This window comes from Spirochaeta cellobiosiphila DSM 17781 (genome assembly GCF_000426705.1).
Classification (GTDB): domain Bacteria; phylum Spirochaetota; class Spirochaetia; order DSM-17781; family DSM-17781; genus Spirochaeta_E; species Spirochaeta_E cellobiosiphila.
Genome location: NZ_AUFW01000018.1, coordinates 27,697 through 48,995 on the forward strand (window position 1 = coordinate 27,697; position 21,299 = coordinate 48,995).

Genomic DNA, 21,299 nt, shown 5'->3' on the forward strand with positions numbered 1-21,299 from the left:
AGTAAAATAGGAATATGAAAGTTCCTATTAATCAAATCAAAGTAAGAAAACGTCTGAGAAAAGATTTAGGTAATCTGGAACCCCTAATAAATAGTCTCAAAAAGAACGGATTAATAAATCCCATACTAGTAACATCTGATTATTGTTTAATAGCTGGAGAAAGGAGACTTACGGCAGCAAAGAAACTAGGTTGGAATCAGATTCCAGTGTTAATTATTTCAGAAGCAACTAGTCTTACATTATTGGAATTAGAAATTGAAGAGAATCTACATAGAAAAAACCTATCCACAGAAGAACTCAAGGAAGGTTATCAAAGACTAGAACGTCTTCGTCGTCCTTCCTTAATCAATAGAATCAAAACCTTTCTAATGAACTTCTTTCATAGTATTTTCAAAAAAAAGGATTAATTCCATATTTCATCAAAACTATAGGATTTTTCACAGAACTTACAAACATATCTATCTTCGGAAGATCTATAAAACATTGTTATTATAGGCTCGTTATGACTTTTATGGCTAATACAATTAGTATTTCGGCAACTTATTTGATCAAAATTATATATACGTGGAGGCATTAATAATCGATATTTCTCTTTAACTTCTTGATTTTTGACAATATTTACAGTACATCCAGGAGCAATAGCTCCTAACATTTTCATTTGACGCCTATCAAATGACAGGATATTAGGTAAGCTGATTATTCCTTTATACTGATCAATATTCCGTGAAGAAAATACACCATGAGAACTGGAATAATTAAGCTCCATTGTCTTTCGTATTTTATCAATTTGATTCCATATTTTTGGAATTGGCGCTCCAAACCCAATATGATCTATAACAATACCATTTTCAACTGGTTTGATTCCCGTCTTAACATCTCTTACTGGTTTCTTTTTAATTGGTGCACCAATAACAAACTCTTCATCTTTGTATATTACTTCTTTTGTAGCACCGGTAAAATCCTCACCGAGAGCACCACCAAGTAAACCAATTTCAATAATCCTTGTTAAATATCCATTTACAGATTGTTCATCATAACCATTTAAGTCAGTGGAATCTAACCATGGGGGAATTACTGGGTAGACTCTATGTCTAGGTAAGGGATGATAGAATTTTGTTCCCTCAGGTATATCCTTAAGATATTGGCGTTTAAAAGTTACTGAAGATCTTAAGCTATCAGCTTTATCTAGAACTTTGTCCCCCATTCTTTCCAGTTGCAATCTTGTGAAATACCATATTTTAGCCACATCTTGTTGAGCTAAATATGACTCTATAGATTGAAATTCTCTAATTTTGAATCCATTACTTTTCATTATTTGTATATAGTTACTAGGCATTGAAAGCTCTGCAGGAGCAATTAGGTCTACTGAAACATTATTGAATATTTTTAGTCCATTAGCTTTAGAGTGAACAGTCCTTCCGTGAAATAAATCCCCTACCAGAGCAATATGAATGGAGTCTCTATTCCATTCGTTTTGTTCAAGAAAGCTAAACTCATCCAGGAATTCCTGGGTAGGATGTTCATGTTTTCCATCTCCTGCATTGATAAATGATGGTTGAATAAAGTCCATTTTCTCAGCATAGTCTCCAATGTTTGTTTCAAGCATACGGCAAACACCTTCTTGAGGAGATCGAATGATGAATAAAGACTTTTCTGAATAACCTGTTAACATTTTAATAGTATCAGTTAGACTTTCCTTTTTATTGAATGATGAACTGTTTGCATCAAATACATTTAATCTGCATCGATGAAAGAGTGCAGCATTACGAAAAGATTCCTTTGTTCTAGTGGAATCTTCAAAAAACATTAAATACACAGAGAACTCTGGATCATTTATTCGAAAAGATGATACATCTTTTCCTTCCTTTAAAGATCTTTTTAATTTTGCTGTCTGTTGGTACATATACCATTGTTCATCTAATGATAGGTCTTCGACTACAGATATAGTTCTTCCTTTAAAAGGATGATTCACAATACTACCTCTAATTAACGTAATGTCTTGGGATCAAGGGATAAGATGCTACCATTCTGACTTTGAAGATATAACTTACCCTCAGCGAGTTCCATCGCTGTGTAAGGATATACTTTTTCTTCCGATTCTACTACCAATTTTAATTCAGAATTTAACAATCCTAACACCCAATCAGAACCTGATTTAACAACAGCATATATATTTTGACCATCCTGCAATAATAAAGTATTTCCAAAGACTTCCACATCGCTTTCCAAGATCATTCCAAGTTCACTGGAATCAAGTAGGATTAGTTTTACAGCCCCTCCCCGATCTTCTCTACCAGCGACAACCAGTATAGAATTACCATAGTATTCAAAACGTCGTCCTCTCACTGTATTCAGGGCAGATTCTTTGATTTTATCTTTCGTTTCTGCATTAATGATAACAAGTTGAGCATAGGCTTGTTCGCCTTGACCATTTACCTCTAAGAATAAAACCTTTTTAATATCCTGTTGAATAGACGGATCATTATTATCAGTATTTTTAGCAGCTTCCTGTTCGTTTTGTATTTTTGCCTGTTCCTCTTGGGCAATATCATCTCTTTCCTTTGCTAACTGTTCTTCCCTCTGTGCAATATCCGCTTTAGCTTCATCAACTTCTGTTTTTTCCTGATTGATAGCTTCTTGTTCTTCTTGTTTATCTTTGACTGACAAATTTTGTTCATTATTATCAAGAGCTTCTTGACGTTGTTGTAATTCTTCTTCCTTTGCGTCAACAGCTTCTTTATCTTCCTGTATTTCATTTTCCTTTAATTCTGTAATGTCTTTTCGTGTTTCCAAACCTTCATCAGAGTTACCTATATCATTTATAACATCCTGTGTTGTTAGACTATCCGTATCTAACTTGCTATTATCTCCACTACTGAAAGAATTACGTAAAGGAACAATAATCTGACTATGCCCTGCCCAGTCTTCCCAATGAGTTGATAAACCAACATTTTCTTCTTCCAGAGAACGACTCAAAGATGGTACGTAGTTATCTATGAAATAAGTGAGTTTTTTTCTATACACAGCATTGTAGATTGTCACTACTTTAGCTAATAAAAGGGCCTCTTCCGGATTGTATTCATAGGCTTGTTGGAAGTAACCACTCAGAATACGTCTCAGATTATCTATATCGTCTACTTCTGCTTTTGACGTAATAGAGATCACATCCCCATTAAATCCAGATGATTCTTCTATATAACGATTAACAATATATTTATCTGCATAATTAGCTTTATTGTCAGAAGACGATTCCCTTCCAAGATAGGATCCAATAGAAGCTATACTATTAGCAGACTGGATAACAGAATGAGGCCCTACATAGCGAGTAAACTCAATTGCTTTATCAGCAACTGATTCTAATTCATTCCTGGCAACATCCTGTGAATAAAGATTGTTCGCAAAAAAAATTAAGATAACAGATAACATTACTTTGTACATAGAAATAACTAACTCCCAATAATTATTATAAGGCAAAAGCTAATTGAATACATTAAGATTATTTTTTTTGATTTCTTCAAAAAGACTTAAAGCAAGTGCTCTCGTATGCGGTAAATAGGGCCCCTGAAATAAGTTTGCTAAGGAATCAAGCATCATAGAATCTGTTGGACGCCCATTATAGGCTACTATCTGTCGAAAAGCTTGAATCCCACTTTGAGCAATTTGATCATTTTCTGTGTTTCTCTTTATGGCCTGTGAGATGGAACGTGAAATCCCACCATCATAATCATGACCAATAGATCCCAAGGCGTTGATACAACTAACAATAGCCGATGTATCGTATTCATGATTTAAGGCATCGATTAAGTAATCCCGACATCCTATATTTCCTATTACCCCTAATAATTCATAAGCTTTTCCCCGTGTTAATGGAAAATCATTATCAATTCTTTTCTTATGATAATTAGGATTTATTAGCCCTTCTCTAGCAATATCTATAAGCAAGGACGTTGCATAGGGCATTTTCTGGATCCATTCTGGATCCTGTAATGTTTCTTCGATATACGACAATACTTGCCATTTTCCCGTATCACCTGTGCTATGAATTAGTTTTTTATAATATTGGTATTGAGGGTTATCTTTAAAATATTCATCATAATAAGTAAAGAAACCATTTCTATGACTCAAACCTGTATTGGAACTATCACTTCGCAAGACACTCCATGAGGTAAAAGTGCTAGGCTCTCCCTTAAATGCATAGAGAATCCAATCAGAACCTCCTGCGACTATGATAGGACCAGGAGTCGTCATAACACTTTGAAATGGTCTATCTGATAAATAAGTCCATAATATAACGCCATCTAATGATATGGCCTTAATTTGGTAATCTGAAGTGGGAATGTATAATATGCCCGAATCTGATAAGCTACCATAACCAGACACATCAGACATTAAACTTGTCTTCTTTATAATATTCCCCTTTGAAGACAAAACAGATATTTCTCCTGATTGATCCAAACTTATCAATTGATTATTCATTGATATGAACAATTGTTTTAGAGGCAGATTGTTATCTGAGATTTTATGTGACCATAAAATCTCCCCCCCCTTTCCTATAGCTGTGAGACTTCCCTGATCTGTCCCAAGATAGAGAATACCTTTATTTCCAATAACCAATGAAGTTGTAATTCCTGGTATTGTAATACTCCAACGCCTCTTTCCCCAACTATTTAGGCTTAAGAGCTGTTTATTGTTCAGAGAGATATACATCGTACCATCATAATCCATAACAGGTGAGATGCTAGGCTTATTTGGAAGTTGGATACTAAAAGATAGTTGTCCATTAGGAGATATAACAATTATAGAATCTTCTATGGTTGTAATCCAAATCTGTCCTGCCGGAGAGACTAAAATATCTCCCCTGAGAGGGGATGATAATTTATAGGTCCAGATAATATTTCCATTTAAATCCAATAAATAAAGTAATCCTTTAGTATTCGAAATAATAATTTTATTATCTGAAGTAAGAGCTATCGTTTCAGACCAAGGGTCTTTTGAAGCAAACTGCCACCTCATTTCCCCTTGAGGAGAGACCGAATACAATTTTCTATCTTCACTAATAGTATAAACATTTCCTTCTGGGCCAATTACTGGTTGGCTTAATATTCTACCACCAGTGACAACACGCCATAAAGGCGTGTGATTAGCTTGAGAAAAAGCAAACGAATTAAGTAATAAGAAAAAAATTAAAAACCTATGTCGTTTCATCTCTTTTTAAAACAGATAGACATTCCAAGTGAGCTGTTTGAGGATTAAAATCATAAACTTGTAAGACATCCAGTTTATATCCATTTTGTAGTAATTCAGCCATGTCTCTTGCATGTGTAGCAGGATTGCATGATAAGTAAATAAGGTTTGCTGGTTTCTTTTCAATAAAGAACTTTCGAACACTTTTATCTAAACCTGTTCTCGGAGGATCAACCATAACCCAATCATCTGAGCCAAATGCACCATTAAACTTCTTTAACCAATGTTCAATCCGGGTTGTAAATATTTTTTTAGATCCTTTTATGTTATTATTGGCATAGGCCTTTATCTCTTTATAAGATTCGACAACAACAAAATTATTGAATTGCTCTTCAAGTACTGTACTAAAAGTCCCAACGCCCCCATATAAATCATAAAAAGTTTTTCCCTTTGCTATAGATCTAATATATTTTAAGACTTTTGTTATTTCTGTGATATTCGATTGAAAAAAACCTTTATTGGGGAATTGAATCTCTTTACCCAGAATATTGATATTAACCTTTTCCTCTTCTTGATAAACTTTGTTATCGATACCAAAGTAATTTTTTCTTCCCACATGCTGGTAACTATCTTTGAAGAGTTTATTTAATACAGGAATCAACACGGCACAGGATTCAATAGGTATAACAGTATGGCTAGAGCCTGACATATATCCTAAGTGTCCCTTGTTACTATGTAGTTGAACACGATTTCTATATTCCCAATTTGTATCAGCTTCTATCCATTGAATATCCGGAGAGAATCCACCATTTCTTTGATAGAGCTCTATCAACATTTCTTTAAGGAAGTCTATACGTTTTTGTGGGGCAATATGTTGTAGATTACAGCCACCACATTTCATGTAATAAGGACATGGAGCCTCTATTCGAGCCTTACTTGGCTCTACAATTTTAACGATGTTTCCAACCATATAGTTTTTCTTATCTTCAACTATATTAATTTCTAAGATATCACCAGGAACAGAATAGGGAACAAAAACGGCTTGTCCATCTACAAAACCTAATCCATTGCCATTGTTTATTATTTTTTCTATATTAACTGTCATACAGATTTAGTATATCAGTAATATAGTTTTAAATATATGCAGATTTCAATCTCTCATCCAAAATGTTGATCATAATTAAAATCTTGCTATATTCAATAAAAAATTATATAATTACTGGACCTATACTCATCATTTTTAAAGGATAATAAATGACCGGTTTTGATAAATGGAAAGAGGTAGATCGAGGATTGGCTAGTTCCCCTACAATTAGAAGATTACCTTCCTATCTACATGTAGTTAGATTAATGGCTAAAGAAGATATTGAGGTGGTATCTGGTACTGTTATTGCCAGAGAATTAGGTCTCGAACCTATTCAAGTACGTAAAGATTTATCTGTGACTGGTATTGTTGGTAAACCTCGCGTTGGATATGTAGTGCTTGAATTGATAGATGCTCTAGAAAACTTTCTACGATGGAATATTGTTCATGATGCCATTCTTATCGGTCCAGGAAACTTAGGTTCAGCGTTACTTGGATATAAAGCCTTCCCCAAAAATGGATTAAATTTTGTAGGAGCTTTTGATACAAACACAGATAAAATTGGTAAAATCATTAACGGTGTCCAAGTATACAGTATGGATAAACTGGAAGAGGAAGTCTCGGGAAAAGACATTAAAATTGCTGTTTTAACGGTTCCCAATCGATATGCACAAGAAGCTGCTGAAAGGCTAGTATCACTTGGGATCACAGCATTGTGGAACTTTACTAATGTTCGTTTACGTGTTCCAGAGAATGTTACTGTTCGAAGGGAAGACCTTTCCAGTGGATATGCAGTCTTATCAGTAACAAGCGGTTTATAACCTTTTTGACTAAAGCAAAAAGGCTGTTGCACATATCAATTTTGCAACAGCCTTTTGTATTCTTACAAACTAAGTCTTTGATGACCCTTATAATATTCATGACGTAATTCTGTAACATCCTTGTTACTAAGATATTCTTCGAATTTCATTCTTCTATCGATAATACCACTTGGAGTAAATTCAACAATCCTATTAGCAACAGTTTCAATAAACTGATGGTCATGACTTGTAAAAAGCAATACTTCCTTAAAATCAATGAGGCCATTATTCAAACTTGTGATGCTTTCCAAATCTAAGTGGTTAGTAGGTTCATCCAGGATGAGGACATTAGAATTTGCCAGCATAGTCTTGCTTAACATACAACGTACTTTTTCTCCACCTGAGAGAACAGTAACCTTTTTAAGAGCATCTTCACCAGAAAATAACATTCTTCCTAAAAATCCACGAATATATGTCTCATCCTGTTCTTCAGAAAATTGCCGTAACCAATCAATAAGATTTATATCTTCACTGAAATACTTACTATTCTCTTTTGGTAAGTAACTATGACTAATCGTCACACCCCATTCGATATCACCATTCTGGGGAACAACCTCACCAGAAATGACATCAAAAAAAGCAGTTTTTATATTACCATCACCTAAAAAAGCAACTTTATCACCTTGCTCTAACTGGAAGTCATAGTTATCAAAATATTTAACACCATCAACTTCCAAGTCCAAACCTTTTACCGATAATACACTTCTTCCACATTCACGCTCAGGTTTAAACGCAATGTAAGGGAATCTTCTAGAAGAATGTGGTAAATCAGTTAGATCCAGTTTATCTAACTGTTTTTTTCGACTTGTGGCTTGTTTTGCTTTAGAAGCATTAGAGGCAAATCTCTGAATAAAGGCCTTTAGTTCAGCAGCCTTTTCCTCAGTTTTTCTCTTTTCATCTCTTTTTTGTTTAGATACTAGCTGACTAGCCTCATACCAAAAATCATAATTTCCTACATACAAGTTCACTGCGGCATAATCAATATCTGCAATATGAGTACACACTTGATTCAAAAAATGCCTATCGTGAGAAACAACTATAACAGTATTTGAGAAACGACTAAGAAAATCCTCAAGCCATTTAATAGATTCAATATCCAAGTGGTTAGTAGGCTCATCAAGAAGTAGAATATCTGGGTTACCAAACAAAGCTTGTGCCAATAGAACACGAACCTTTTCTCCACCTTCCAGATCTTTCATCAATTTTTCATGGAAATCATCACCAATACCAAGGCCAGCTAATAAAGCAGAGGCCTCTGCTTCCGCTTCCCATCCACCAAGCTCAGCAAATTCACCTTCTAACTCACTGGCTCTCATTCCATCTTCTTCAGTAAAATCTTCTTTTTCATAAATAGCATCTTTTTCCATCATAATGTCATAGAGCTTTTTGTGCCCCATAATAACAGTATGAAGAACTTGGCTATTATCAAATTTGAACTGATCCTGTTCCAGAACAGCCATACGTTGGTTTTTGTCAATAAAGATATCACCTTCATCAGAAGGGATAACACCTGATAACACTTTAAGAAAAGTTGATTTACCAGCACCATTAGCACCAATTAAACCATAACAGTTACCAGGAGTAAATTTAATATTAACATCTTTGAAGAGCGTCCTTTCTCCAAAGGACAAAGTAACATTTGATACAGTAATCAATTAATAAACCTCTTTTTATTCCTATCTCCTACACATTTAAGAGACTAAAGACTGAATTGTCAAGGATGCTTACTTGAGAATCTCCTCAACCAAACTATCAATTTCACTTTGTTCCGCATCAAGTCGGCGTTCATAGGCCAACTCTTGGTTTGACTCCCTTAGCTTTCTAAGCAAACCATGGATTACGATCATTAAAACTTTCACACCGCTACTGGCATTTGCATTAATAAACTGTATTAATTGCTGGCGGTGTATCTTAAAAATTAGAGACTCACCCCTACTTCTAATTGTAGCGGTACGCTTCATTTTCAAAAAAATCCCAGCTTCACCAAAGACTTCCCCGCTTCCAATAGAAGATATGTAGACCTCCCCTTGTCCTTGCTTATTAACATGAACAGTAACAGTTCCTTCCATGACAGCAAAAAAGTGTAAGCTATCATCATGTTCTACAACAATATCCTCTAAATCTTTATATTTTATGAAGTCTCCTGCACTTTTCAAGCTTCTTAGTACATTATCATCTAGGTATTTAAAGCATAATACTTTTTTTAAGAGAGCTATTTGATCTTTTTCTTCTTTTATTTTCATATTTTCATTTTAGATAAAATCATGTAGTTTTTCAAAGTGAAGAATGAAGATTTAGAATATACATACAAAAACTTAAGATCAAAGAAGTTTGATGACATTTATTATAATAAAGATACAGGTCTTGAAGAATCTAGATACGTGTTCATTAGTGGGAATTCATTAGAAAACAGAAATTTTAATCAATCCCTAACGATTGGAGAGACAGGGTTTGGAACAGGATTGAATTTCTTAGCAACCTGGGATCGTTTTCGCAATGGTTTCATTAATGCCTCTCAGTTGCACTATCAATCAGTAGAACTAAATCCTATCGAAAGAACTGATTTAACTTCAATTTTAGAAGACTGGATGGAACTAGATACTATAGTGGCACTATTTCTTGAGCAGTGGAATATTGAAGGAAAGACTTCTATTCATCTGGAATGGCCGGAAGAAAGAGTAAAGCTAACAGTATATTTTGGAGAAGCACAAAAAAATATTAATAAATTCAATATTTGTGATGCTTGGTATTTGGATGGCTTTAATCCTGAATCAAATCCGTCCTTGTGGAATAAGAACATCTATTCAATGATATATGACAAATCCCTAGAGGGAACGACCATAGCTACTTATACCTCAAAAGGGACAGTTAAAAGAGAACTAAGAGATGCAGGTTTTACAATTAAAAGACTGAAGGGATATGGGAAAAAACGTCACATGATCCATGGAATAAAATAAGTAAAATCTCTATTCATAACTTGCCATGATTTTGAGATTTGTATAGAATCATTTTCTGCATATTTTTACATCTACCGAAAGGACTTCCATGACTTTTTTAATAGACCGATTCAAACCAAAAGAAATTCTACATGTAGTAGGTATATCTAACAAATTAAAAATCCTTAATACAGATGAGAAAAAGTATTTATTAGCAGTAAGGATGGGAACTCCTTATTCTGAAGGACAGTATGAACTTGAATCAGGAGAAAAAGAAAAATTTCTACCTATTTTCATGAAATTTATAAACCAATTCCCAATGAACTACTACTGTGACAAGGATGATTGTCCAATATGTGAAAGACTTAAGGATATTAAATTTGATTTTCAGGGGAATCAAGAGTCCATTGAGTATGAACTATTAATGCAGTGGTTATCTGCTAAAGTTCCCGAAGAAAAACAAATAGAAACAGAAGCTCAAAGTGAAAAGGTAGAAGAGATAAAGGATCCTGAACAAATAAAAGTAACGGAAGAGCAAAAGGAGGAACCTTTTCTAACTTTTGCCTTTAATCAGGAAGAAGCTGAGTCAGAAGATAATGGTTCAGATATCAATGATTTACTTAAGACAAACCTGGACCTACTAGATGAAACGGCACTAAGAAGATACACACTGCAACTAAGAAAACAGTTACAATTGGTATTACAAGCACGAGAAATCTTATTTGAACAGGAAAAAGATCCATTACGTAAGTTAGCAATAAAAGAAATGCAGGATAGTCAACAAAAAGTACTTGATATATTACTGAGTAAAATAAGAAAGGGCATCCCAGCTTAAAAAAAGGCTTTTCTTTATTAGAAAAGCCTTTTTTTATCTAGTTTATAGATACTTACTTATAGAAGCCTTATCTTCTAACTGTTGTAGATAGTCTTCATAAGCAGCCTGGTATTTCTTTTGATTCATAGCATCTATGATCTTACCTTTATAGGTATCAAATGGAATCAATTGAGCTGCTTTTTTATCAAATACTTTGATGATATGATAGCCAAATTGAGTTTCAACTATATCTGAAACTTCACCAACATCTAATGCAAAGGCTGCTTCTTCAAAAGCAGGTACCATCTGCCCTCTTCCAAAATAGTTTAAATCACCACCATTTGGTCCAGAAGGGCCTTCTGAATATTCTTTTGCTAAATCACCAAAATCCAAACCTTCTTTGACTTTCTCTAACACGGCTTCAGCTTTTTTATATGCTTTTGTCTTTTCATCATCAGAAGCGTTAGAGGCAACCTGTATTAATATATGGCTCGCTCTAACTTGCTCAGGCTGAGTAAACTCTTCCGGATTAGCGGTGTAGTAGCTACGAGCTTCGTCTTCCGTAATTTGAACCATTTTTGATCCAACTTCCTGCTGTATTAATTGATTAATTCTGATTCCAGAAGCGATGTCTTTTTGTAGATCCTCTTTTGAGTATCCCTGCTTATTCAATTCTGCAACGAAGGCTTCATCAGATCCAAACTGACTGGCATAACCCTGCATTTGAGCGTCAATTGTCTGCTGATCAGCTGTTATTCCTAAAATATCTGCTTGTTGAGTTAAAACAATTTGTTTAATCAAAGAATCAAGTAACTGTTTTTCAACTTCCTTAATCTGATCAGCGTTTAATTGTTGACCTTTTTGAGCATAGGAAGCCTTGATTCTCTCCATTTTATCATTGAATTCAGTTTGTGTTATGTCAACATCATTAACTGAAGCAACAACATCATTATTAACACTAATTTGTGTACTTTGCTCCATCATTTCATCTGTAATTTTTTCACTTTCAGTATCTTTTTGCCCACCTGCAAAAAGAGAAGTAATCATAAATGACAAACAAAAAAATAGAATTGTTAGCTTTTTTAACATTCTAACTCCTTATTTATGTTTCATGTATCTTGACAGTTACTCTACCTATTGTAAAGAGCCATATCATTCTAGATAAGTAAACAACAGGAGTATAAATGTATTACAAAACGATCATTTAAATCATACCTTCATTTTCTAATTTACTAAGATGTTTCTTTGCCATAATTCTAAATGATGCTGGAATATTATCACCTTTTATAGCTTCAAGGAGTCTTCCTGCTTCTTTATATTCACCTTGTTCTACATATACACTGGCTAGAGCATAAGAGGTTTTATAATCTTCTGGATCAATTTCAAGTGATTTTTGTAAGTTTCTTTTCGCAACATCAGAATTATCTAATTTAATATGCACAACACCTAAATTTCTTAAAACCGAAGAACTGGCAGGAACAAAAGCAAGCGCTGTATTTAAATGATCAAGAGCCTCAGTATAATTTTCTTTTTTGTATTCAATAACACCTAAACCTTCCAAACTGATAGGATTAGTAGGATCTAACTTGATAACATAAAGAAAAGTCTTATAAGCTTTTTCTATTTCTTCTAACTCAGTGAATGCCACTCCTAATAATGAAAGCACTTCAATGTTATCAGGTTCTTCATATAAGATAGATTGAAGAAAAGGAATGGCCTCTTCCATTTTATTAGCTGACATTAATTCCTTGGCAAAATTAAGCTCTATCATTGAAAACCTCCTTTAATTGCTTACTCATATAATAATAATAAATACAATACTATCAAAGCTATTGATGTTAAATAAAAAGATTTCTATAGTAAACTATGAAGTTAGACTTGGATAAAATTGCTGCAAGACTTAGAAGTCTGGAAGAAGAAATCATTTATAAACTTATTAATAGGGTTCAGTATCCTCTAAACCTATGTGTCTATACTGATGGACAGAGTGGTTTTGCTCCTCACCAAAATGAGAGTTTGTTCGATCTAAGATTACGTTATCAAGAGGAAATGGATTCAATTTTTGGCAGATTTCTTGTTCCTGAAGAACGACCATTTTTTAATGGATTACCTAAATCAAGACGCGAATTTAATGCTCATAATCCTTTGGATCTCAAAAATCTAAATGTTGTAAACCTAACTAGTGATCTAAAAAGTAGATATTTGGATATTGTTAGGCTATTTTGTGAAGATAAAGATGATGGTAATTATGGTTCAAGTGTCGAACATGATATTGCCCTTTTTCAGGCAATTATGCGACGAATACATTATGGATCACTATACGTGGCAGAAAGTAAATATAGACAAGCTCCAGATAAATACAAAGAGTTAATAAAACAATCTAAAAAACAAGAATTGTTAGTTTTATTAACCCGACAAGAGGTTGAGAATTCCATTCTGGACCGTATCGAAACAAAAACAAAAGAAATACAAAAAGATGTAGATAATAATTTACGTAATTTGGTTGATCCTAAATTAATGCGTACATTATATGAAGAAACAATTATACCTCTTACAAAAGAAGGGGAAATCATCTATCTATTACAGAGGTCAATATGAAATTTTTGTACCATCCAGAACTTCGGGTTGAAATGTGGAATTATGGCATAGAGATTCCTGTTAGAGACAGTCGTGTCTCCAAGAGCTGGAGTTATCTTAGTAAACATTCTTTATTCAACAAGCCATTACTCCTTGATAAACCAAGCACTAATCTAAAAAAAGAAGACTTTCTACGTGTTCATGAAGATAATTACATTCAACGATTGTTTGAGACAAACACCAGAGAAGAAATTATAAAAGTATATGAGTTAATCGATGAATCAGGGAATTATAATCGCTATAACCCTAATGACGCGAAGAAGGATTTACCTGGTATTTTAGATGAAATTGTGAGAGTAGCTTCAGGTACTTACCATGCAGCGCATTCATCACTTACAGAAAAGTTTGTATTTTATTTTGGTGGTGGTATGCATCATGGACACTATGATCACGGATCAGGTTTTTGCGCCATTAATGACATTCTGACAGCAATTAGAAAATTACAAGCAGAAGGTTTCATTAAGACTGCATGGATTATAGATGTTGATGCCCATAAAGGTGATGGAACAGCAGCCATTACAGCACAAGATGATAGTATTACGACTTTAAGTGTTCACATGGCCGAAGGATGGCCTTTGGAACCAAAAGACAATTATCCAAATAATCCAGCTTTTATACCAAGTAATATTGATGTACCTATCCATTCTGGTCAGGAAGGTAAATATAATGAGTTACTAAAAGAAGCCCTGGACAAATTAATTTCAATGGGTAAGCCTGATATTGCTTTAGTAGTTGATGGATCTGACCCCTATGAGAAGGATGAATTACCGTCTACACAATGTTTGAATTTAAGTCTAGAACAATTATTAGAACGAGATATTTTAGTCCATAAGTTCTTACAGAAAAACAATATACCAGCGACTTTCTTAATGGCAGGTGGTTATGGTGAGAGTAGCTGGCAGGTTTATACACAATTTTTTGATTGGCTTCTCAATCAAAAAGAAAACTGAACCTATAAATAGGTTCAGTTTTTAAGATTATTGAATATCTCTTCTAACTTTGAATAAGGATAGATACTGGATGAGTGGCCATCACTCCAGGTAATAGATACGGCATAATTACCCAATGGAACTGATGATTTTCCGTGTATACTGTCAGGAATACTGTTTATATCAATGATCTTTTGCCCAGAGTACTCATCAACACACAGAGCACAACCGCAGGAATCACGTAATATCTTGTTAGGTATATTCCAAATTCTACCATCTTCCCATTTAAGAGTAACTTCCGCTTCAGAAAATTCGACTGTGGGAGGTATGATTTTTTCATATCTTCTCTTACCTAATTCACGAATCATTGTTTCAACTAAATCTTGATTAGTTTCATTCGTATCATAATTGTCAAAGCTCCCACCTCTGGAGTTCTCAATTGGGATTTCGGCCAATAAAGGTAAACCAAATCGTTCTGTGAGATTAACCCTGGAGTTGCCAAATAGATAATGCTTTTTATCACAATTGTCACAAATAAAGTAGGACATATTTTCTACAGCCCCTAACATGGGAACTCCTACCTTCTCAAACATAAGAATACCTTTTGTTACATCAACTAATGACAGATTGGCACGAGTCGTTACAATAACAGCACCATCCAATTGCAAAGTCTGACTTAATGTTAGTTGTATATCACCAGTACCAGGAGGCATATCAATTAGTAGGTAATCTAATTCACCCCAGTCAACTTGTGTCAAAATTTGTTGTAGATATCCAGAGACCATGGGCCCTCTCATAATAGCAGGGGAATCACCGAATAAAAAACCAAAGGATAGAAACTTCATGCCATCCTTTTCAATAGGCATAATCCATTTCTCTCTTTGGTATATTTGTGGATTATGGATATTAAATAAAGTTGGTAAACTTGGACCATACAAATCGACATCCAATAGTCCCACTTTGAATCCTTGATCAGCTAATTCACTGGCAATAGTAGCTGAAATAGTAGACTTCCCAACGCCCCCTTTTGCAGAAGCAATAGCTATAATAGCATTTACTTTGGCTAACCCTTCTAATTTACCACCATTTACGGAACCTTGGGCTGTCATGTTAACATGTACTTTACTAACTCCATCTAAAGCAAGAACAAGCTCTTCTGCCTGTTGTTTAAAATGATTTTTCATGGGACAAGCTGGTGTAGTTAGATTTACAGAAAAGCTAACTATATCTTTATCGATCACAAGTTCTTTTACGAAACCAAGAGATACAATATCTTTATTTAAATCGGGATCGATAATCACAGATAAGGCTTGTAAGACATCTTCTTTAGTTGCCATATGTACTCCCTATTATTATTATGTATTAGTATATGAAAACACTAAATACGTTAGAAGATCTTAATACAATAATACAAAAGAGTACATTCTTATTTCTTTATATATCCAATGAAGATTGTGGAGTGTGTAAAACTCTGAAACCCAAAATTATCAACATGCTTCAAAAATATGAAAATATTGATATTTATTATGTGGACACAGATATTGCACCTGAAATAGCCGCACAATTATCCGTATTTACCATCCCGGGAATGCTTTTCTATATAGATCAAAAAGAGATGATCAGAGAAGCTCGTTATGTATCAATCGAGGAACTTGATAGCCGTATCAATCGGCTATACTCTCTTCGATCGGAAGCAAGGCCTCATACCCCTTTTTTATGATAGCCCCAACTTCAGAAGCTAAAGTTTTCAATTGTTCAGAATCAAGAGACTTGGTTTCAATGGGTTGATGTATCCTAACTTTAATCTTACAACCTTGAACATGCCCCAGTTCTTCAAAGAACTTGTATGTTCCAACCAGAGAGATAGGTAATATGACAGCCTCAGCTTTAGTAGCAAGTTTTAGACTCCCCTGTTTAAAATCTTTTATACCTTTTCCACGACTACGAGTTCCTTCAGGAAAAATCACCATAGGATGTTCATTTTTTATAGATCGAACCCCACCAAGAATGGCGTCCATTCCACTACGCAGTGATTTTCTATCGATAAAAAAACAACCAATCTGCTTCATCCATATATTTAGAAAGGGAATTTTAAGTAATTCCTTTTTTGCAATAAACCCTATAGGAAAAGGAATTATTGCTAACAAGGTTAAGATATCAGCTAATGCTTCATGATTAGATACTATACAGATATTTCTATCATTGGGAATATTATCTAAACCTTCTACTAAAACATTACCACCACCAAGTTTCACCATCATACTGGCATACTTTTTTGCCAACAGACAGGCTCTTTCTTCTGCTTTTCTTTGGTATCCCATCTTTTTAAGAAAAAAGGATGGGATAAACAAAAACCAAGAATGACTCAATAATGTAAATATAGCTGTTTGTCTAAAAAAGATTCCTATTTTTGTCATACAAATTGACCTCAATTAATCTGATGTTGTTGCAAAAGTAAGTTCAGGATATTCTTCCTTTGTCCGTTCAAAGACCCACTTATTACTATACATATAAACTAACTTATCAGTTTTATCCTTAGCTAAATGACTATAAAAGAACTTCTCAAACTTATTAAGCTGTTCTTTATTTGATGAACTAACCCAACAAGCACCTATATATTCTACAGGAATAAAGTTACACTTGGCCTTATATTCATTATCCAATCGATATTGAATAACTTCTAATTGTAAAGGTCCAACTACCCCAATAATTCTTTCTTTTGTGCTTACTTTATAGAATACCTGGGCAACACCCTCTTCAGTTAAATGTTGTAAGCCTTGATCAAATTGCTTTGATTTTAAAGGGTCTTTGTTTTGTGCTATTCGAAAAATGGAAGGGGCAAAGTTAGGAATCCCTGTAAATTGTAGCTTTTCACCTTCTGTTATGACGTCTCCAATTTTGAAGGTACCAGTATCATGAAGCCCAATAATGTCCCCAGGAAAAGCTTTGTCAATAATCTCTCTATCTTGAGCCATAAACGCTGTTGGATTTGCTGCTTTATATGTTTTACCAGAACGAACGTGAGTATAAGCTTTATTGCGTTCAAAAATACCAGAGTTTATTCTCATGAAGGCGATGCGGTCTCTATGTCGAGGATTGAGATTAGCATGTATTTTAAAGATTAATCCTGTGAACTTGTCCTCATCTGGGCTGACAATTCTTGACTCAGTAGCTCGAGGTAGAGGCTCAGGAGCAATATCAACCATACTGTCAATAAGTTCCCGAACACCAAAATTATTAATGGCTGAACCAAAAAATACAGGAGTAATTTTGGCCTTTAAGTATTCATCCTTATCAAATTCAGGATAGACACCGCAAACCAATTCTAGTTCTTCACGTAAGCGCTTAGCTAAAGTTTCTCCTATAGCATCATCAAGAGCAGAATCATTTATATCTGTTATCTCAACTACTTCTGACGAAGTATCTAAGGTTTCCCGTGGATTAAATAGAATTATTCTATTCTCATAAATACTATAAACACCTTTAAATTGTTGCCCCTGTCCTATAGGCCAACTTAATGGACAAGCTTTTATTTTTAATTCCTCTTCGATTTCATCAAGTAATTCAATTGGTTCTCGGCCTTCTCTATCCATCTTATTGATGTAGGTAATAACCGGGGTAGCCCGCATCGCAGTTATTTCACAGAGTGTTTTGGTCCTCTCCTCTACCCCTTTTACGGAGTCAATAACCATAAGTGCAGAGTCAACTGCAGTTAACGTTCGGTAGGTGTCTTCTGAAAAGTCAGCATGACCTGGTGTATCTAAGAGTCTAACCTCTCTTCCTTTATAATCAAAACCCATAACAGAAGTAGATATTGATATACCTCTCTCTTGTTCCATTTTCATAAAGTCAGAAGTAGTTTTTGTTGAATTTCTTTTACTTTTTACAGCACCAGCCATATGAATTGCTCCCCCAAACAGGAGTAGTTTTTCTGTAATTGTAGTCTTACCAGCGTCTGGGTGGCTGATTATAGCAAAGGTAAGACGTTTATTTAATTCTTCTGTAAGTTCAGACAATGCTTTTCCTTATATGTAAGTAATAAAATATGCTTTCCTGATTTTAACATAAAACCTATAATAGGGTTTAGTGACTGTCAAGCTACTGTTTATAGATCTATTCTTGTTAGTTATAGAATTATAAATATAGATACTCCCGTTATCAGTATTCATGATAAGAAAAAGTCTAATCAAGCTATAATCATGTTATAATACATGAGCAGAGATTGTCCTTAATAATGTATCAACACCAGAATTTAAGGCTAATTTGTAAAGGGAAGAACCTAAATGTTAGCTTTGAATAAGATCTAAACAGCTTATATTGCTCTTTTTATCTACCATCAGTATATTTTTCAAAACTAGGAGGATGTTGTGGCTGGAAAAAAAATATATGCCTTTAATGTCAATAAAGTAAAAAAACAACTAGTCAGGTCCTTTAGAAAACAGAAAAATCAAGGAACTATTGCTGACCTTATAAATTATACAGGCTTGCCAAAAGTACAAGTAGAAGAGACTATACCGGTTATTTTAAAAGAGTATAATGGCCATCTTAAAGTAAATAATCAAGGAGATATTCTCTATCATTTTCCTCACGGAATGATAAGTAATGAAAAAAGTTTTTCAGCTCGAATAAAGAAATTTTTATCAAAGGGACTTTCAATATCTAAAAAAATACTATCCTTTGCTTTTAAAATCTGGATAGTAGTTATGCTTGTAGGATATTTTATCCTCTTTTTAGCATTATTCCTTGCTGCACTGGTCGCATCTATTGCTGCCTCTGCATCGAATCGTAATGAGAACAGAAGAGGTTCAGGCTTTGGAGCCTTTTGGTTGTCTTCCCGTCTTATTGATGTGTTTATTAGAGTTTGGTTCTATTCTGGTATGGTTAGACAAAGAAGCAAAAGAGGTAACCCTTTACATAAATCAGTATTTGCCTATGTATTTGGAGAGGAAGATCCTAATGAAGATTGGGAAGTAATTGAGAAAAAGCTATTTTTCTTTTTTATTCAAAAAAATAAAGGAACCATTACAATAGAAGAATTTATTCAATTAACAGGGTACGATCGAGATTTGGCCCAAGATAGACTAAACCGATATCTATTGGAGTTTGAAGGAGAACCACAAGTAACAGAAGGTGGTCAAATCATCTATTATTTTGAGGAATTACTTAAGACCACAGCAAAGCTTGACCCACCCCAACATAGAAATAAAGTGTTTTATAATTTCAACAACAATAAAAAAAGCTTAAATACATGGATAACGGCAATAAATGGAGTTAACCTATTAACCTCAGTCTACTTTTTATATTACACATTACATCTTACTTCTGTTACAGGCAGAGGCTTCTCTTTTGTCTATTATTTTACTTTTACCTTGTTTAGAAACCTAATAAATGCTAATCCAGCTAATTTCATTTTTTGGATATTAGGAACTATCCCAGGACTATTCTCTTTATTATTCTATCTCATTCCTTTAATAAGGAATCAATTCAATAATAGCAAGAATGAACAGATCAGAAGAGAAAACTATCGCAAACATGTCTATACAGAATTACTTAGTTCAGATGGAACGATACAAGACCTTGATTTACAGCCAATAGGAGATGTTGACAAACCTTTCAATTGGAAAAAAGAAAAGGACAAGGAAATTAATAGATTAAGTTTAGATAATGAGATGAATATTGAAAATAAGGGAACACAAAATTATCATTATATATTCCCTCATTTTAAAGAAAAACAGGCAGATCTAAAGAACTATAGGGCTAGTATAAAAAATAAAAACTATGATTTTGGGGAATCTATTTTTGATTCCAATAATGAGGAAATAGGATAGAGGATGAGATATTTACTCATAGGAACTGGTAATATTACTAAGACATATATACAAGCTATCGAAGATATTGCTGATTCCAGTATTGTTGGATGTATATCAAGAACAGGGAAAAGACCTGAACAAATGCAAAACATACCTGCGTGGACACAAATAGAAGATGTTAACCAGGAATATGATGCCATCATAATAACGACCCCCAACGGAACGCACCATAAATATGCCATAAAAGCAGCACAGCTGGGTAAACACGTACTCACTGAAAAACCAATAGATATACATTTGGATGCAATTGACACAATGATTTCAGCCTGTAAAAAACATAATGTTAAGTTAGCTGTTGCTTTTCAAAGAAGAATCACACCTGATAACAGGGAAATTAAAAAACTTTTAGAGACAAAACAGTTAGGACGAGTTTTTAGTGTCAATTTGCAGTGTTTCTTTTGGAGGAATCAGGCTTATTACGATTCTGCCTCCTATCGAGGAGGTTATGCTGTAGATGGCGGGGGGCCCTTTATTCAACAGGCCATTCATAATATTGATACTTATCAATGGATGTTTGGAATGCCTCTAAAAGTAAAGAGCTTTTTGGGACGGTTCCTTCATGACATTGAAGCAGAAGACCATGGTGCTACAATATTAAAACATGAAGATGGAATGATTAGTACAATTACAGCATCAACTTGTACTAGTCCAGGATTTCCAGCAAGAATGGAAGTCTATACTGATAAAGGCTATTTTATTACCCAAAATGACAGTATTATAAAATGGAATATAAAAGGCATAGCAAATCCCACTAAGACGTTGTTTTCTATGGCAGATTTAGGCGGTAATACTCCTCAATTAAATAATTACGATAGACATAAATTAATACTTCTTGATTTTGAAGAGGCTGTTTCAAAAGATAAAGCCCCCTTTGTTACTGGGGAATCAGCCAGGAAATCAACAGAACTTGTATTAAAGATCTACGGAGACGATAACTTAGAGGATTAAGTTTTGCATGATGATGACATTTTATTAAATAAACAGC

20 protein-coding genes are annotated in these 21,299 nt (G+C 34.2%); 9 read left to right on the plus strand and 11 right to left on the minus strand.

Features of this window, described 5'->3' with window-relative positions:
• The first annotated feature begins 14 nt into the window (after positions 1 to 14).
• Complete coding sequence (locus tag K345_RS0103920; RefSeq protein ID WP_028973072.1) at positions 15 to 407, plus strand: ParB N-terminal domain-containing protein; 393 nt, start codon at positions 15 to 17, stop codon at positions 405 to 407.
• Here K345_RS0103920 and pyrB read toward each other — a convergent pair.
• Genes pyrB through K345_RS0103940 form a run of 4 tightly spaced genes read right to left on the minus strand, consistent with a single transcriptional unit; the run spans position 404 to position 6,289 of the window.
• Complete coding sequence (gene pyrB / locus K345_RS0103925; protein ID WP_028973073.1) at positions 404 to 1,972, minus strand: aspartate carbamoyltransferase; 1,569 nt, start codon at positions 1,970 to 1,972, stop codon at positions 404 to 406. The two genes, K345_RS0103920 and pyrB, sit on opposite strands and share 4 nt — an antisense overlap.
• A gap of 14 nt (positions 1,973 to 1,986) precedes the next feature.
• Positions 1,987 to 3,438: a P83/100 family protein gene (locus K345_RS0103930; protein WP_028973074.1), complete on the minus strand. Its 1,452-nt coding sequence runs from the start codon at positions 3,436 to 3,438 to the stop codon at positions 1,987 to 1,989.
• Between the two features lie 39 nt (positions 3,439 to 3,477).
• Entirely contained in the window at positions 3,478 to 5,205 is a 1,728-nt protein-coding gene (locus tag K345_RS0103935) for an outer membrane protein assembly factor BamB family protein (protein WP_028973075.1), read from the minus strand.
• A complete protein-coding gene (locus K345_RS0103940) occupies positions 5,192 to 6,289 on the minus strand; it encodes a class I SAM-dependent RNA methyltransferase (RefSeq protein ID WP_028973076.1) in 1,098 nt (365 codons plus the stop codon). The genes K345_RS0103935 and K345_RS0103940 overlap by 14 nt, the downstream gene beginning before the upstream one ends.
• Positions 6,290 to 6,438: 149 nt before the next feature.
• Here K345_RS0103940 and K345_RS0103945 point away from each other — a divergent pair, with 149 nt between their 5' ends.
• Positions 6,439 to 7,089, plus strand: a complete 651-nt coding sequence (locus tag K345_RS0103945; protein ID WP_037571217.1) for a redox-sensing transcriptional repressor Rex — start codon at positions 6,439 to 6,441, stop codon at positions 7,087 to 7,089.
• A 62-nt stretch (positions 7,090 to 7,151) separates the two neighbouring features.
• On the opposite strand, the gene K345_RS0103950 is transcribed toward K345_RS0103945, so the two are convergent.
• Together K345_RS0103950 and K345_RS0103955 are read right to left on the minus strand one after the other, a co-directional pair.
• Positions 7,152 to 8,783, minus strand: a complete 1,632-nt coding sequence (locus K345_RS0103950; protein WP_028973078.1) for an ABC-F family ATP-binding cassette domain-containing protein — start codon at positions 8,781 to 8,783, stop codon at positions 7,152 to 7,154.
• Positions 8,784 to 8,852: 69 nt separating this feature from the next.
• Positions 8,853 to 9,371 (minus strand): cyclic nucleotide-binding domain-containing protein, encoded by a 519-nt coding sequence (locus K345_RS0103955; protein WP_028973079.1) that lies wholly within the window; start codon positions 9,369 to 9,371, stop codon positions 8,853 to 8,855.
• A gap of 36 nt (positions 9,372 to 9,407) precedes the next feature.
• Here K345_RS0103955 and mnmC2 point away from each other — a divergent pair, with 36 nt between their 5' ends.
• Together mnmC2 and K345_RS22120 are read left to right on the plus strand one after the other, a co-directional pair.
• Positions 9,408 to 10,085: a tRNA (5-methylaminomethyl-2-thiouridine)(34)-methyltransferase MnmC2 gene (gene mnmC2, locus K345_RS0103960; protein WP_028973080.1), complete on the plus strand. Its 678-nt coding sequence runs from the start codon at positions 9,408 to 9,410 to the stop codon at positions 10,083 to 10,085.
• Between the two features lie 88 nt (positions 10,086 to 10,173).
• On the plus strand, positions 10,174 to 10,899 hold the full coding sequence (locus K345_RS22120; RefSeq protein ID WP_028973081.1) for a hypothetical protein: 726 nt from the start codon (positions 10,174 to 10,176) through the stop codon (positions 10,897 to 10,899).
• Between the two features lie 42 nt (positions 10,900 to 10,941).
• On the opposite strand, the gene K345_RS19610 is transcribed toward K345_RS22120, so the two are convergent.
• Together K345_RS19610 and K345_RS22125 are read right to left on the minus strand one after the other, a co-directional pair.
• Positions 10,942 to 11,967, minus strand: a complete 1,026-nt coding sequence (locus K345_RS19610) for a peptidylprolyl isomerase (RefSeq protein WP_053228044.1) — start codon at positions 11,965 to 11,967, stop codon at positions 10,942 to 10,944.
• A 115-nt stretch (positions 11,968 to 12,082) separates the two neighbouring features.
• Positions 12,083 to 12,649: a tetratricopeptide repeat protein gene (locus K345_RS22125; protein WP_028973082.1), complete on the minus strand. Its 567-nt coding sequence runs from the start codon at positions 12,647 to 12,649 to the stop codon at positions 12,083 to 12,085.
• A 95-nt stretch (positions 12,650 to 12,744) separates the two neighbouring features.
• On the opposite strand from K345_RS22125, the gene K345_RS0103980 reads away from it, so the two are divergent.
• Both K345_RS0103980 and K345_RS0103985 read left to right on the plus strand, forming a co-directional pair.
• A complete protein-coding gene (locus K345_RS0103980; protein ID WP_028973083.1) occupies positions 12,745 to 13,476 on the plus strand; it encodes a chorismate mutase family protein in 732 nt (243 codons plus the stop codon).
• Positions 13,473 to 14,465 (plus strand): histone deacetylase family protein, encoded by a 993-nt coding sequence (locus K345_RS0103985; RefSeq protein ID WP_028973084.1) that lies wholly within the window; start codon positions 13,473 to 13,475, stop codon positions 14,463 to 14,465. The genes K345_RS0103980 and K345_RS0103985 overlap by 4 nt, the downstream gene beginning before the upstream one ends.
• Before the next feature lie 14 nt (positions 14,466 to 14,479).
• On the opposite strand, the gene K345_RS19620 is transcribed toward K345_RS0103985, so the two are convergent.
• Positions 14,480 to 15,781: a P-loop NTPase gene (locus tag K345_RS19620; protein WP_053228045.1), complete on the minus strand. Its 1,302-nt coding sequence runs from the start codon at positions 15,779 to 15,781 to the stop codon at positions 14,480 to 14,482.
• Positions 15,782 to 15,813: 32 nt separating this feature from the next.
• Between K345_RS19620 and K345_RS22780 the strand changes: the two genes are divergently transcribed.
• A complete protein-coding gene (locus K345_RS22780) occupies positions 15,814 to 16,164 on the plus strand; it encodes a thioredoxin family protein (RefSeq protein ID WP_083963618.1) in 351 nt (116 codons plus the stop codon).
• On the opposite strand, the gene K345_RS19625 is transcribed toward K345_RS22780, so the two are convergent.
• Both K345_RS19625 and K345_RS0104000 read right to left on the minus strand, forming a co-directional pair.
• A complete protein-coding gene (locus K345_RS19625) occupies positions 16,109 to 16,861 on the minus strand; it encodes a lysophospholipid acyltransferase family protein (RefSeq protein ID WP_037571220.1) in 753 nt (250 codons plus the stop codon). The two genes, K345_RS22780 and K345_RS19625, sit on opposite strands and share 56 nt — an antisense overlap.
• 15 nt (positions 16,862 to 16,876) lie before the next feature.
• Positions 16,877 to 18,460 (minus strand): peptide chain release factor 3, encoded by a 1,584-nt coding sequence (locus tag K345_RS0104000; RefSeq protein WP_028973085.1) that lies wholly within the window; start codon positions 18,458 to 18,460, stop codon positions 16,877 to 16,879.
• Positions 18,461 to 18,811: 351 nt separating this feature from the next.
• Between K345_RS0104000 and K345_RS0104005 the strand changes: the two genes are divergently transcribed.
• Entirely contained in the window at positions 18,812 to 20,272 is a 1,461-nt protein-coding gene (locus K345_RS0104005) for a hypothetical protein (RefSeq protein ID WP_028973086.1), read from the plus strand.
• Between the two features lie 3 nt (positions 20,273 to 20,275).
• Positions 20,276 to 21,262 carry a Gfo/Idh/MocA family protein gene (locus K345_RS0104010; protein WP_028973087.1) on the plus strand — a complete coding sequence of 329 codons (987 nt, stop codon included), beginning with the start codon at positions 20,276 to 20,278 and terminating at the stop codon, positions 21,260 to 21,262.
• Positions 21,263 to 21,299: the final 37 nt, after the last annotated feature.